General features: G+C 73.4%; 14 protein-coding genes. 4 read left to right on the forward strand and 10 right to left on the reverse strand.

The annotated features are described in order from the left end of the window. The first annotated feature begins 32 nt into the window (after positions 1-32). Positions 33-893 carry an esterase/lipase family protein gene (locus ACFY04_RS36045; RefSeq protein ID WP_389123678.1) on the forward strand — a complete coding sequence of 287 codons (861 nt, stop codon included), beginning with the start codon at positions 33-35 and terminating at the stop codon, positions 891-893. A 31-nt stretch (positions 894-924) separates the two neighbouring features. Here the strand turns inward: ACFY04_RS36045 and ACFY04_RS36050 are convergent, their stop codons facing one another. The 5 genes from ACFY04_RS36050 to ACFY04_RS36070 form a co-directional block, all read right to left on the reverse strand. Beyond that, positions 925-2010 carry a lytic polysaccharide monooxygenase gene (locus tag ACFY04_RS36050; protein ID WP_389123680.1) on the reverse strand — a complete coding sequence of 362 codons (1086 nt, stop codon included), beginning with the start codon at positions 2008-2010 and terminating at the stop codon, positions 925-927. Between the two features lie 331 nt (positions 2011-2341). Beyond that, positions 2342-2569, reverse strand: a complete 228-nt coding sequence (locus ACFY04_RS36055) for a hypothetical protein (protein ID WP_373041385.1) — start codon at positions 2567-2569, stop codon at positions 2342-2344. A 154-nt stretch (positions 2570-2723) separates the two neighbouring features. Beyond that, positions 2724-3395: a histone deacetylase gene (locus ACFY04_RS36060; RefSeq protein ID WP_389123683.1), complete on the reverse strand. Its 672-nt coding sequence runs from the start codon at positions 3393-3395 to the stop codon at positions 2724-2726. Between the two features lie 249 nt (positions 3396-3644). Then, positions 3645-4127 (reverse strand): DUF402 domain-containing protein, encoded by a 483-nt coding sequence (locus tag ACFY04_RS36065; protein WP_389123685.1) that lies wholly within the window; start codon positions 4125-4127, stop codon positions 3645-3647. After that, a complete protein-coding gene (locus ACFY04_RS36070) occupies positions 4124-5065 on the reverse strand; it encodes a GNAT family N-acetyltransferase (protein WP_389123688.1) in 942 nt (313 codons plus the stop codon). The genes ACFY04_RS36065 and ACFY04_RS36070 overlap by 4 nt, the downstream gene beginning before the upstream one ends. Before the next feature lie 71 nt (positions 5066-5136). Between ACFY04_RS36070 and ACFY04_RS36075 the strand changes: the two genes are divergently transcribed. Then, the gene (locus ACFY04_RS36075) at positions 5137-5526 is read left to right on the forward strand and encodes a GntR family transcriptional regulator (protein ID WP_389123691.1); all 390 of its coding nucleotides are present in this window, start codon (positions 5137-5139) and stop codon (positions 5524-5526) included. 234 nt (positions 5527-5760) lie between these two features. Here the strand turns inward: ACFY04_RS36075 and ACFY04_RS36080 are convergent, their stop codons facing one another. Further along, on the reverse strand, positions 5761-6858 hold the full coding sequence (locus ACFY04_RS36080; RefSeq protein WP_389123692.1) for a DUF5925 domain-containing protein: 1098 nt from the start codon (positions 6856-6858) through the stop codon (positions 5761-5763). A gap of 200 nt (positions 6859-7058) precedes the next feature. On the opposite strand from ACFY04_RS36080, the gene ACFY04_RS36085 reads away from it, so the two are divergent. After that, positions 7059-7871, forward strand: coding sequence for an SGNH/GDSL hydrolase family protein (locus ACFY04_RS36085; RefSeq protein ID WP_389123695.1), 813 nt, complete (start codon positions 7059-7061; stop codon positions 7869-7871). Here the strand turns inward: ACFY04_RS36085 and ACFY04_RS36090 are convergent. Further along, positions 7841-9637 carry a serine/threonine-protein kinase gene (locus ACFY04_RS36090; protein WP_389123697.1) on the reverse strand — a complete coding sequence of 599 codons (1797 nt, stop codon included), beginning with the start codon at positions 9635-9637 and terminating at the stop codon, positions 7841-7843. The genes ACFY04_RS36085 and ACFY04_RS36090 overlap by 31 nt on opposite strands. A 279-nt stretch (positions 9638-9916) precedes the next feature. On the opposite strand from ACFY04_RS36090, the gene ACFY04_RS36095 reads away from it, so the two are divergent. Beyond that, positions 9917-10186: a hypothetical protein gene (locus ACFY04_RS36095; protein ID WP_076046471.1), complete on the forward strand. Its 270-nt coding sequence runs from the start codon at positions 9917-9919 to the stop codon at positions 10184-10186. A 49-nt stretch (positions 10187-10235) separates the two neighbouring features. Here ACFY04_RS36095 and ACFY04_RS36100 read toward each other — a convergent pair whose 3' ends face one another. From ACFY04_RS36100 to ACFY04_RS36110, 3 genes are all read right to left on the reverse strand, one after another. Beyond that, the gene (locus tag ACFY04_RS36100; RefSeq protein ID WP_389123699.1) at positions 10236-11432 is read right to left on the reverse strand and encodes a CaiB/BaiF CoA transferase family protein; all 1197 of its coding nucleotides are present in this window, start codon (positions 11430-11432) and stop codon (positions 10236-10238) included. Between the two features lie 78 nt (positions 11433-11510). Continuing rightward, on the reverse strand, positions 11511-12299 hold the full coding sequence (locus ACFY04_RS36105; RefSeq protein WP_389123701.1) for an ABC transporter permease: 789 nt from the start codon (positions 12297-12299) through the stop codon (positions 11511-11513). Continuing rightward, a complete protein-coding gene (locus ACFY04_RS36110) occupies positions 12296-13297 on the reverse strand; it encodes an ATP-binding cassette domain-containing protein (protein WP_389123703.1) in 1002 nt (333 codons plus the stop codon). The genes ACFY04_RS36105 and ACFY04_RS36110 overlap by 4 nt, the downstream gene beginning before the upstream one ends. Positions 13298-13344: the final 47 nt, after the last annotated feature.

Consider the following 13344-nt stretch of genomic DNA (forward strand, 5'->3'; position numbering starts at 1 on the left):
CCCCTTGAGTCGACCCGCGAGGAGATCACCCGATGCTGCCCTGGAGACGCCTGCTCCGCCCACTCGCCGTCCTCACCCTCACCGCCGCCGCACTCGTCGCCCCCACCGGCGCAGCGCAGGCCGCGGCCGCCCCCAGCAGCGGCTGGAACAACTGGTCGTGCAAGCCGTCCGCCGCGCACCCGCGCCCCGTCGTCCTCGTCCACGGCACCTTCGGCAACTCCTGGGACAACTGGCTCGGCCTCGCGCCCTACCTCGTCCACCGCGGGTACTGCGTCTACTCGCTCGACTACGGTCAACTGCCCGGCGTCCCCCTCTTCAACGGGCTCGGGCCCATCGACAAGTCCGCCGGACAGCTCGACGTCTTCGTGGACAAGGTGCTCGCCGCCACCGGCTCCGCCAAGACCGACATCATCGGCCACTCGCAGGGCGGCATGATGCCGCGCTACTACCTGAAGTTCCTCGGCGGCGCCTCGAAGGTCAACGCGCTGGTCGGGCTCGCCCCCGACAACCACGGCACCACCCTGCTCGGATTCACCAAGCTCCTGCCGTACTTCCCCGGGGCCGAGGACCTGATCAGCACCGCGACCCCGGGTCTCGCCGACCAGATCGCCGGATCCGCCTTCCAGCAGAAGCTGAACGAGGGCGGGGACACCGTGCCCGGGGTGAAGTACACGGTCATCGCGACCAAATACGACGAGGTGGTGACCCCGTACCGGAGCGCCTTCCTGGACGGTCCGAACGTACGCAACGTCGTACTCCAGGACCTGTGCTTCCTGGATCTCTCGGAGCACGTCGCCATCGGGCTCACCGACCGGATCGCCTGGCACGAGGCGGCCCACGCCCTCGACCCGGCCAACGCCGAACGGACCACCTGCGCCTCGGTCTTCGACTGACCGGGCGCAGGGGGTCCGGCACCGGACAGGGCTAGCGGCCGTGGCGGCCCGTCGCCGTACGCGCGGTGCGGCGGCGGGCGGCTGCGAACAGCGCGGCCGCGCCGACGGCCAGGGCGGCGGCCCCGGCGATCGCGATCGCCGGGGTGGCGCTGTTGCCGCCCGTCTCCGCGAGGTTGTCCCTGGCCGCGGCCGGCGAGGAGGGGCCGGCCGCGATCGGGACGGCGGCGGCATCCGTCGTGCCGTTCGTCTTCGGGTCGTTGTCGCCGTGGCCGTTGTGCTCCACCGTGGACTTGCCGACGCCGTCGGAGATCTGCTGGTCGGTCGGGGCCGAGGGCTTGTCCGCCGGCTTGTCGCCCGGCTTGTCCGACGGCTTGTCGCTGGGGCCGCTCGGCTTGGCACCCGCCCCGGTGGCCGGAGCGGTACCGGCGCCGCCGCCGTTGCCGCCGTTCCCGCCGCCCGCGCCTCCGTTGTCCTTGCCGAAGACCACGTCCGAGCAGGTGTAGAAGGCCTCCGGGCTGTCGGAGCGCTGCCAGATGCTGTAGATGAGGTGGCGGCCCGACTTGTTCGGGACGGTCCCGGAGAAGACGTAGTCGCCGTTCTGCATGCCCGGGTCGGTGACCTTCGCGAACGGCGCGGGCTCCAGGTCGGACCAGGCCAGGGGCTTGGCCGGGTCGTAGCCGTCCTTCGTCACGTACAGCTCGAAGGAGCCCTTGTGCGGGGCCGTGCCCTTGTAACGGAAGGTGTGCGCGCCGGCGGCCATCGGGCTGGCCGGCCAGTCGGCACGCGCCAGGTCCAGCCCCCGGTACTTGTCGTTGCCGGCCGAGCAGAGCCGGCCGTTCGGGATCAACGACCGGTGGTTGCCGGCCGCGTTGGCGATGTTCACCGCGTTCCAGTCGTAGAACGGCTGCGTTCCGGCGGCCGCGACCGCCGCCTTGCACGCCGCCGACTTCGGGGACTCCGGTCCCTCGGCGTAGCACGCGGCCACCCGGCTGACCGGGTCCGTCATCGAGCCGTGGGCGACCGCGGGAGCCGCCGCGTACGCGGCCAGCGCGAGCGGGGCCAGGCCGGCGGCGGCGATACGGGTCAGCGTGACGGCGGTGCGGCGGCGTGCGGGCATGGGAGATCTCCTTCGGGCACAAGGCAGGGGTATGCCGGCGGAATCGGGCTCCGCGGTGCGCCGCCCCCCGGCGGCGCCACAACGGGCCCTTCCTGTCCTGGCCCGGCCAAGCTAGCCGCCCCGACCACGGGTTTTGCCACCCCGAGCCCGCCGGAGCGGATCCTTAGGGTCCTCTTAAGGCAGGGACAAGAGCCGCCTCAGGAAGCGGTGTCACGCAACCCTCGCACCCCAAGGGTTCCGGCTCCCCACCGTCCATGACAGTCCAGGCCGATCCGGCTCGTGCCGCCTCCGGTGGCTCCCCGACCGGCTCCCCGAGTGCCGCCGATGACGTTCAGGCTTCGGGGCGCTTCCATACCTCGGGACCGCCGCCCTCCCAGGTGATCGGCCCGTCCTCGCTCAGGTCCACGTCCTCCAGGCCGGCGCGGCGCAGGAACTCGGCAACATCCCTGGGGGTGTGCGCACGCCCGAGGTCCGCGTCCACGCCGAGCGCATGCACCGTGACCTTGCGACCACCCTGCGGTGACACCGGATGCACGATGATCTCCGTCTGATCCGACATGCCCCCAGCCTGCCGCCCCGACGTCAGTCCAGCACGCCGAGCGCGCCGTCCGGCCGACGCCGGTGGTGACGCGGACGAGGTATCAGGCACCGCAGGGCCGAGAGCCGCCTCAGGAAGCGGGATCGGCAGGGCGTCGCCTGCCCTTCCGGCGGCGTCACCGGCCCGTGTCGGTCGTCAGCAGGTCCCTCACCTGTGCGGCCGTCCAGTTGCCGGAGGCGCCGGGGCAGGCTGCGAGGTAGTCGGCGATGTCCTGCTCCTGCCAAGGGCCGGACTCCAGGAGGCCGCCGGCCAGGTAGCGCAGGTACGCGCCCGACGGGTTGAGCACCTCGACGTCCTGAAGACTCCACGGCGCGGTGAAGGTCAGTATGGGGATGCCCTCGATCGTGCCCGGGCAGATCACGGTCTCGTACCGCCCCGGGCCCAGCTCGTCACGACCGTCCCGCAGGGCCGTCGTCAGGTCCAGGTCCGCCCCCGGCTCCTCGTACATCTCCTGTGCGGCGATGTCGGACATCTGGCCGACCGTCACCAGGTGCGCCCGTCCGCGCATGCGACCGGGAGCGGTGGGGTCGTAGAAGCCCCGGCCCCCCGTCCACACAGGGGACTCCGTGGCGAAGTACAGGCGGCCTTCCAGCTCGACCGCGATCGAGCGCTCGGGCGCCCTGTGGTCCCGGCAGCCCGGGTACGTGCGGGCCGCACCCGGCGGGGTGCCGCCGGCGATGTACGTGGCGAGGCGGTCCATGTGCATGTTGGACCCGTAGGAGGCGTACCAGACCTTCTCGGGCGTGGAGACCGACTCGGCGAGCGGGGTGGCGGTGTGGACGGGCATGCTCGGTTCCTCCGGGGATGGGGGGCTGGGGTGAGGGGATTGCACCGGCCCGCCGAGACGGAGTACCGGATCGCGCGCCCGGCCGCCCGGCGGGCTGCCGGGGATCCGGAATCTCCCCTGTCATATGCCTATCGGGCCACTGAGGCCCGTGCGTATGGTGTGGCCCCGGACCATCCCGGGCCCGGCGCCCTCCCGGCTCCCCACGGGAGGGCCGCCGCGCGCCCCGCGCCCGCGTCCCACGTCCCCGGACTACGCGAGGAGTGCGGAAAGGCCGGCCGCGGACCGGGCCTGGTCGTCCAGCGCGTCGAGGGCCCGTACGGCCTGGGCCGCGGCCTCCGGGTCGCTCGCGGCGAGCCCGCTCTCGGCGAACTCGTCCTCGTCCAGCCGCAGCACGGAGCTGCCGTCCGCCGAGACCCACAGGTCGAGGTCCAGGTCCTCCACGAGGATCTCCCCGCTCTGCACCAGCGCCGGCCGTGTGACGTCGCAGTACCAGCCCTTGAGGACACCGTCCGCGGTCCACACCTCCTTGACCGCGTACCAGCGGGTCCGCCAGAAGTGCTCGACGAACACGTCGCCCGGCTCGAAGCGCACGAAGCCGAAGTCCCGTACGCCCTCCGCCGCCCAGGGGGCGCGCACGGAGATCCGGTCGCCGTCGTCGGCGACCTGCGCCGCCGGGTAGCGGATCTTGGTCCGTCCGGCCTTGGTCAGGACGACGGTCAGCTGTGCGGTCACAGGGTCTCCAGTTTCTTCGTGTGGCGCGTCTCGGTCGCGCAGATCTCGTACCCGAACCACTCGTTGATGGCGAGCATCGGGCCGTTGCCCGCGTCGTTCCCGGTGAAGGCCTCGGTGTACCCGGCCGCGCGGGCCCGGTGCAGGGAGGCCGTCTTGGCGAGCTTGGCCAGCCCCCGGCCGCGGAAGGCGCGCAGGGTGCCGGTCATCGCGGAGGCGTAGCGGGTCCCGCCGTCGGTCTGCGCCGCGGCGAAGGAGGCCACGACGCCGTCGACCAGGGCGACGGTGGTCAGCTCCTTGTCGAGGGACGGGCTGTTCCAGGTGTGCGCGAGCCAGTCCTCGTAGTCGTCGAACTCGGCCGCGACGTCGCCCGGTTCGTCGGAGGTCGTCTCGGCGTCGGCCTCGAACAGCGGCCGCGGGTCGGCGGCGAAGGCGGAGCCGGGGCGCAGCTCGACCCCGGTCGGAAGGTCCCGCGGGAGCTCGGGCAGCGTGGCCGCCGCCAGGTCCAGGCGCAGGAAGTGCGCCGACCGGCTGGGGCGGTAGCCGCGCCGCTCGGCGAAGGCGCGGTGGGCGGGCTCGTCGAGCACCCAGGCGTACACGTCCACCGCGCCCCGCGCGGCGAGGTGCTCCTCGGCGGTGCGCAGCAGGAGGGCGCCGGCGCCGAGGCCGCGGTGGGCGGGATCGACGTAGGCGTTGACGTACGACTGGCCCGGCTCGGGGCTGTCGTACACGATGCCGACCTGGGCGGTGCCGATGACCCGGCCGTCCGGGGTCTCGGCGACGAGGATCCGGTGGTGCTTCGCCGGGTGGGCGGAGGAGAGCTCGAAGGCCACCCCCTCGGCAGTGGTGATCATGAATGGCAGGGCGGCGCGGCGTACCCGCACGACGGACTCCGCCTCCGAGGGGTCGCCGGGGCGAAGGTCGCGGATCGATACGGTCATGCGGCAGACGCTACGTGCGCCTTCGCGGCGTGCGCCTCCCAATTAACCGCCGATGGTGGACAATCACCCGCGTGACCTCGACAAACCTGAAGATCACCATTGACGGCTCGGCCGGGTCGGCCGCCCCGTACGAACAGCTGCGCGCGCAGATCGCCGACCGGGCCCGGTCGGGGAAGCTCCCGGCGGGCTTCAAACTGCCGACGGTACGGGGCCTCGCGGAGGAGCTGGGGCTGGCCGCCAACACGGTCGCGAAGGCGTACCGGGCGCTGGAGGCGGACGCGGTGATCGAGACGCGGGGCCGGAACGGGACCTTCATCGCGGCCGCCGGGGACGCGGTGTCCCGCGAGGCGGCGTCCGCCGCGCAGGCGTACGCGGACCGGGTCCGCCGCCTCGGCCTGACGCAGGCCGAAGCCCTCGCCGCGGCCACGGACGCCCTCCGGGCCCGGTACGCCGCCAAGTAGCCTCCGCTGGTCAGGCCGTGCGACCCCAGGCCCCGCGCGGGCCGGTCCGGGCGTAACCCCAGCCTCGCCGGCGTGTGAGGCACGGGCCCCGGAGCGCGGTACGTCGGCCCCGCCGGCCGGTCGCCGGGGGCGCTGCCCCGGACCCCCTCGCCTCGAACGCCGGAGAGGCTGGAAATGAGCCTCGCCGGCGATTGAGGCGCGGCCGGGCCGTTGAACCGCCCACCGAGCCGGAGGCTAGAGGTACAGCCCCGCCTCCGAGCTGTGCGGCTGGGGCGGCAGGATCGCCGCCGGGCCGGTGCCGCGGCGCAGGGCGAACAGCTCCGCCAGGCTGGCCCCCTCGCGGGAGACCCCCTCGTCCGTGCCCAGCCAGTCCACCGCCTCCCGGTGGGTCAGCCGGCCGACCTCGATGCGGGCCAGGCAGCGCCCCGGGCGGACCACCGCCGGGTGGAGCCTTTCCAGGTCCTCGTTGGTGGTGACCCCCACCAGGACGTTGCGGCCCTGCCCCAGCAGTCCGTCCGTCAGGTTCAGCAGCCGGGACAGCGCCTGCCCGGCCGTGTGGCGGGCCTCGCCCCGGATCAGCTCGTCGCAGTCCTCCAGCAGCAGCAGCCGCCAGCGGCCCTTCGCCGTGCCCTCGTCCTCGCCGATCGCGATGTCCATCAGGTAGCCCACGTCGTTGAACAGCCGTTCCGGGTCCAGGACGCAGTCCACCTGGCACCAGTCGCGCCAGGACCGGGCCAGCGTGCGCAGCGCGGAGGTCTTGCCCGTGCCGGGCGGCCCGTGCAGCAGGAGCAGCCGGCCCGCGATGTCGTCCGGGGTCACCTTCATCAGCCGGTCCATCGCCCCGGCCACCGGCGCGGTGTAGTTGGGCCGCACCTCCGCCCAGGTCCCGGCCGCGATCTGGCGGGTCGTCCGGTACGGGCCGCGCCGCGGGGAGACGTACCAGAAGCCCATCGTGACGTTCTCGGGCTGCGGTTCGGGCTCGTCCTGCACGCCTTCCGTGGCCTTGCCGAGCACGCCGGCGGCGAGTTCGTCGCTGACCGCCGTCACGGTGACGTCCGCGCCCCGGCTCCAGCGCGAGACGAGCATGGTCCAGCCCTCGCCCTCGGCGAGGGTGGCGCTGCGGTCGCTGTCGCGCGCCGAGCGCAACACCGTGGCCTCCGGCGGCAGGAAGGTGGCCTCCGCCTTGACCCGCTCGATCGACACGCTGTGCGAGTACGGCTGCTCGCCGGACGCGAACCGGCCGAGGAAGAGCGCGTCGACGACGTCCGACGGTGAGTCGCTGTCGTCGACGTTGAGCCGGATCGGCAGCGCGTCCTGCGGGTTGGCTGACATGGCGCCCATGATCCGGCACACGGTGCCCTCGTGCACCCGTGTTTCGCTGGATCGGGTGCCCAAGTTCCCTCTTCAAACGCATTCGGAGTGAAGGTTCGGGCTGCAACTCTGCCCTGAACATTCTTGGCATGGACACTTCCAGCCAACCTCGGCTGCTTGTACCACGGACTCAGGAGTAACCCCCACAAGGAGCCGCACACATGAGCTGGAAACTGTCGCGCTTCGCTGCCCTGACCTCCTCCCTCTTACTCGCCGCGGGCGCCACCCTGTTCGGCGCGGGCCAGGCGGCCGCCACCGCCCGGGCCGACTTCGGCTACGTCGCCCTCGGCGACTCGTACTCCTCCGGCGTCGGCGCCGGCAACTACGACGGCACGAGCGGCAACTGCAAGCGCACCACCCGCGCCTACCCGGCCCTGTGGGCCGCCGCCCATTCCCCCCAGACCTTCTCCTTCACCGCCTGCTCAGGCGCTCGCACGGGTGATGTCCTCGCCAGCCAGCTCGCCCCGCTCAACTCCGGCACCGACCTGGTCAGCATCACCATCGGCGGCAACGACGCCGGATTCTCCGACGTCATGACGACCTGCGTCCTCCAGTCCGAATCCACCTGCGTCAACCGCGTGAACCAGGCCAAGTCCTACGTGGACTCCACCCTCCCCGGCCAGCTCGACCAGGTCTACAACGCCATCGACAGCCGCTCGCCCGGCGCGCACGTCGTCGTCCTCGGCTACCCCCGCTTCTACAAGCTGAACGGCACCTGCACCACCGGCCTGACCGAGGGCGAGCGGGCCGCCATCAACGGAGCCGCCGACTACCTCAACGCCGCCATCGCCAAACGCGCCGCCAACCACGGCTTCACCTTCGCCTCGGTCTCCGGAGCCTTCACGGGTCACGAGATCTGCTCCGGCAACGCGTGGCTGCACAGCGTCAACTGGCTGAACATCGGCGAGTCGTACCACCCGACCGCGGCCGGACAGTCCGGCGGCTACCTGCCGGTCTTCACGAACGCCGCCTGATCGGCCCGGTCCGCCCCGTCCGTCCCACCCGCCCCGTCCATGCGGTCCATCCGGTCCGGCCGATCCATCCGGTCCGTCCTGACGGTCCGATCCGGTTCGCCGGTCTCGGCGGGAGCTGCCGGAGCGCTCGCCGTCGGCGAGGCCGGTGACGGACTCGGCCCGGGGGAGGGGGCCCCGCTCGTCGGGGTCTCCTTCCGGCACGTCACCGAGGTGGCCACCCACTGGGTGGTCACCTCGGCCGGTCCCCGCACCTCCAGCCGGACCGCGTCCTCGAAGACCCCGTCCGGTGCGTGCGTGAGCTCCGTGTGCTCCAGCCGCCGGCTCCTCGGCCCGCCCTCCTCGTAGGTGACGGAGCGCCAGTCGGGGCCGGACGTTCGCCCGCTCCGCGTGGCCCAGCGGTACTCCAGTACGACCGGGGTGCGCTCCACCTCGACGGTGGCGGTGAAGGCGGGCGCGTACTCGGCGGACGGCGGGCAGCTGCCGGTGTAGGAGGAGCGCACCGTGTCCACGTACACCGAGACCTGCTGTCCCGGCGTGGCCGGGGCGGACGCCGACGCCGACGACGAGGCCGACGGAGCCGTCGAAGGGGTCGTCGTGACGGTCTGTGCGGCGGTCGCCGAGCCGGTCGGTGCGCCGCCGTTCCCGCCGCCCTTCCCACCCGTGTTCTCGCGGTCCTTGAGCAGCAGCCACCCCACCGCGACCAGGGCCAGCAGCATCAGCACGATCCCGGCCGTCAGCACCAGCCCGGCCCGGCTCTCGCGCGCCCCCGGCCCGGACACGGTCGGTGGCGGCGTCCCGTACGGTGCCGCGTGCGTCCCGTACGGCGCCGTGTGCGGCTCGCCCGCCCCGTGGCCGTGGCCCGCCCCCGGTCCGTGGTGCGCCGCCGTGGCCGTCGGCGTATCCGGTCCCGACACCGGCCCGCCGGGGGCCCGTACGGTCCCGCCCGCGCCCACCACGCGCAGCATCCGGGCCGCCTCCGCCGCGGGCAGCCGCTCGTCCGGGTCCTTGCGCAGCAGCCCCTCCAGTACGGGCTCCAGCGCCCCGGCCCGGCGCGGCGGCGGCAACTCAGCGTCCACCACGGCCCGCAGGGTGTCCAGCGGGGTGGCCTGCCGGAAGGGCGAGACCCCCTCGACGGCGGCGTAGAGCATGACCCCGAGCGCCCACAGGTCCGACGCGGGTCCCGGATCGCGCCCCAACGCCCGCTCAGGCGCAAGGAATTCGGGCGAGCCGACCACCTCGCCCGTCATGGTGATCGCCGAGGAGCCCTCCAGGGTCGCGATCCCGAAGTCGCCGAGCACCACCCGTCCGTCGTTGGCGATCAGGACGTTGCCCGGCTTCACGTCCCGGTGCAGCACCCCCGAGTCGTGCGCGGAGCGCAGCGCGGCGAGCACCTGTTCCCCTATGTGCGCGGCCCGCTGAGGGGTCATCGGCCCCTCGGCCTCCAGTACGTCCGCCAGTGAGAGCCCGCGCACCAGCTCCATCACGATCCAGGGGCGCCCGCCCTCGGAGGCCACGTCGTAGACGGTGACGACCCCGCGGTGCGAGACGCGGGCCGCGGCCCAGGCCTCGCGCTCCAGCCGCCGGTAGAGCCGCTCCAGTTCGGCGGGTTCCAGTCCGGCCGGCGCCCGTACCTCCTTGACGGCGACCTCGCGGGCGAGTACCTCGTCCCGGGCCCGCCACACGATGCCCATCCCGCCGTGGCCGATCGGTTCGAGCAGCCGGTAGCGGCCCGAGATGACACGATCGGAGTTCGATTGGTCACTCACGCGCGCCCCCGAGTGTGCTCCCGTGCGCCCGGGTGTCATCGGGCGATCACTCCAAGTTAGCGCAGTGTGGGCCAAGTGGCCCCTGTCGTGACGGGACTCGCGCAGAGGCCTTTCGCAGCGTGACGTCTGTGCGGAGAGTAATCGGCGACTCCGTTGAGTAATCGTCAACTCCCCGTCGCCACAGGGGTAATTCACACCACCGGGATACCCGGGGGCGACGCGGGGGCGATAGGGTTAACCTGCCCGGGCCGGGTGCCCTCGTACGGGTGGGGAGAGAACATGGAACAGATAGCAATGCGCAGCAGGCCGCCTCGCGTGCCTGCCATCACCTGCGGCAGCAGTGCGACCAGCTCGCGCCTCGACCGCCACCTCGCCGTGCTGGGCGGTCCCGCCGTCCCGCACCGGGAGACCGCCGAGGCGACGCTGCTGATGCGCGAGCTCACCTCCCGCGACCACACGCACCGCCTGCGGAGCCGGAGCGCGCGCGTCTCGCTCTTCGCGCCGCTGCGCCGTCTGCGTCGCACGCTCTTCGGCAGCCGCCGCTCGTAACCGTCCCCGTACCGCAGCCGTCGGCCCCTCGGCCTCCGGCTCCCCGGCCCTACCCGATCACACCGTCCCGGCGCAGTTCCGAGATCTGTGCGTCCGCCATCCCCAGGGCGCGCAGCAGGGACTCGGTGTGCTCGCCCAGCGCGGGCACCGCACCCATGTGCGGTGCCGCGCCGCCCGGCAGTCCGATCGGCGGCAGCAAGGCCCGCAGCGGACCGGCCGGTGAATCCACCTCCCGCCAGCGGTCCCGGGCCGCGAGTTGCGGATGCCCGGCCAGCTGAGCCACCGAATTCAGCCGCGCGCACGCGATGCCCGCCGCCTCCAGCCGCCCGATCGCCTCGTCCGCGCCGAGCCGGCCCAGCGCCTCCGCCACCACCGCGTCGGTCTTCTCCCGGTTCCCGGTGCGCGCCGCGTTCGTCGCGTACGCCGGATCCTCGGTCAACTCGGGCCGCTCCAGGATCTGTTGCGCCAGCCGCCGCCACTCGCGGTCGTTCTGCACCGACAGCAGCACCCGGTCCCCGTCCGCCGTCGGGTAGGCGTCGTAGGGCGCGATCACCGCGTGCGCGAGGCCGGTCCGCACGGGCTGCTCGCCGCCGTGCATCGTGTGGTGCAGCGGGTGGCCCATCCACTCGGCGAGCGCGTCCAGCATGGACACCTCCACCCGGCCCCCGCGCCCGGTGACCCCGCGGCGCAGCAGGGCGGCCAGGACCCCCGAGAAGGCGTACATGGCCGCCGCGATGTCCGCCGCCGGGATACCCGCCTTGACCGGCTGGTCCGGTGTGCCGGTCACCGACACCAGGCCCGCCTCGCACTGGACGAGCATGTCGTAGGCGCGCTTGTGGGCGTACGGGCCCTCGGCGCCGTAGCCGGAGACGTCCACGGCGACCAGCCGGGGGTAACGCGCGCACAGTGCGGCCGAGTCGAGCCCCAGCCGGGCCGCGGCCCCCTGCGCGAGGTTCTGCACGAAGACGTCGGCCCCGGCCAGCAGTCCGTGCAGGACCTCCCGGCCGCGCGGGTCCTTCAGGTCGAGCGCGATCGACTCCTTGCCCCGGTTGGCCCACACGAAGTGCGAGGCGAGGCCGTGCGCGGCCGTGTCGTAGGCACGGGCGAAGTCGCCGCCGTCGGGGCGTTCGACCTTGATCACCCTGGCGCCCAGGTCGGCGAGCTGACGGGTGGCGAAGGGGGCCGAGACGGCCTGTTCGACGGCGACGACGGTGATGCCGTCCAGGGGGAGCGGTTCGGTGGCCATGGGCCCTGCCTACCGGGTCGACGGGCTGATGTCACCACACCGGCGGCGATGCGCGCCATTGATCACATATGACGGCCGCTACCGGGCGCCGAGGGCGAACCGGCGCGTGGCCAACGGTACGAACAGCGCGAGCAGCAGGACCGACCACAGCAGCGCCCCGGCCACGGGGTGCGCGGCGGGCCAGGCGGCGCCCGCCGCGGCCTCGCCCCCGGCGTTCCCGCAGAGCTCGCGCACGGCGGTGGCGACGGCGCTGATCGGGTTCCACTCGGCGACCGCGCGCAGCCACCCGGGCAGCCCCGCGGTCGGCAGGTAGGCGCTGGAGAGCATCGGCAGGACGAAGGTGGCGCTGCCGAGCTGGCCGGCCGCCTCCTCGCTGCTGCTCAGCAGCCCGAGGTACGTGCCCACCCACGCGGTGGCGAAGCGGAAGAGCAGGAGCACGCCCAGGGCCCCCAGCGCGCCGGGCAGGCCGTTCTCGATGCGCCAGCCCATCGCCAGCCCCACCAGCATCAGCGGCACCATCGACACGCCGGTGGTCAGCAGATCGGCGGCCGTCTGCCCGAGCGGTACGGCGGTACGGCTCATCGGCAGGGTCCGGAAATGGTCCATCACCCCGCGGTGGGCGTCCTGCGCGGCCGTGAACATGCCGGTCATCAGGCCGTTCGCGGCGGTGGCGGCCAGCAGCCCGGGGACCAGGAACTCCCGGTACTCCGCGCCCGGCATGGCGAGCGCGCTGCCGAAGACATAGCCGAAGAACAGCAGCATGGTGATCGGCATGGTCTGGGTGAGGACCAGCAGCGCCGGGGCGTGCCGGGCCTTCTGGAGCTGGCGGGTGAGGACGGCTCCGCCGTCGGACAGCAGGGTGCTCATGCGGCGTACTCCTGATCGCCGGCGCCTGCGCCTGCGTCGGTGTCGGTGTCGGTGTCGGTGGAACGGGCCTGGGTGAGCCGCAGGAACACCTCGTCGAGGGTGGGCGGGCGCAGGGTCGCGTCCGTAACCGGGACCCCGGCGGTGTCGAGTTCCCGGATGATCCGGGGCAGGGTGAGGGCGCCGTCGAGGACGGTGACGCCGACGGTCAGCCGCTCCTCGTCGAGCACGGGCCGGCCGCCGGTGAGCTGGTCGAGCACGGCGGCGGCGCGGGCGAGCGCCCCGCGCCGCGCGACGGTGACCTCGGCGCGGGCGCCGATCCGGGCCTTCAGCCGGGCCGGACTGCCGGTGGCGGCGACCCGGCCGCGGTCGACGACCGCGATCTCGCCGGCCAGCCGGTCGGCCTCCTCCAGGTACTGGGTGGTGAGCAGCACCGTGGTGCCCTCCTCGGAGAGCCGGCGCACCGCCGTCCAGATCTGCTCGCGGGCCGCCGGGTCCAGGCCGGTGGTGGGCTCGTCGAGGAACAGCACCCGGGGGCGGGTGACCAGGCCGGCGGCCAGATCCAGGCGCCGCTTCATGCCGCCGGACCAGGTGGCGGCCACTCGGTCGGCTGCCTCGCCGAGCCCGAAGCGCTCCAGCAGCTCGTCCGCGCGGGCCCGGCCCGCGGGGCCGCGCAGTCCGGCCAGCCGGGCGAAGAGCCGGAGGTTCTCACGGCCGGTCAGGTCCCCGTCGACGGAGGCGTACTGGCCGGTGACGCCGATGGCGCGGCGGACGGCTGCGGGATCCCGCGTGACGTCGTGACCGGCGACGAGGGCGCGGCCGCCGGTGGGTGCGGTGAGCGTGGTGAGGATCCGGACGGCGGTGGTCTTGCCCGCGCCGTTGGGGCCGAGGAGGCCGCAGACCGTGCCCTCGGGGACGGCGAGGTCGAGGCCGCGCAGGGCGTGGACCTCCCCGTAGCTCTTCTCCAGACCTTCACTAAGTACAGCGTACGTAGTCATCATGTGCGCCACCGTACCTCACTACGTACGACGTACGTAACTAAGATGGT

This window comes from Streptomyces sp. NPDC001549 (genome assembly GCF_042894025.1).
GTDB lineage: Bacteria > Actinomycetota > Actinomycetes > Streptomycetales > Streptomycetaceae > Streptomyces > Streptomyces kutzneri.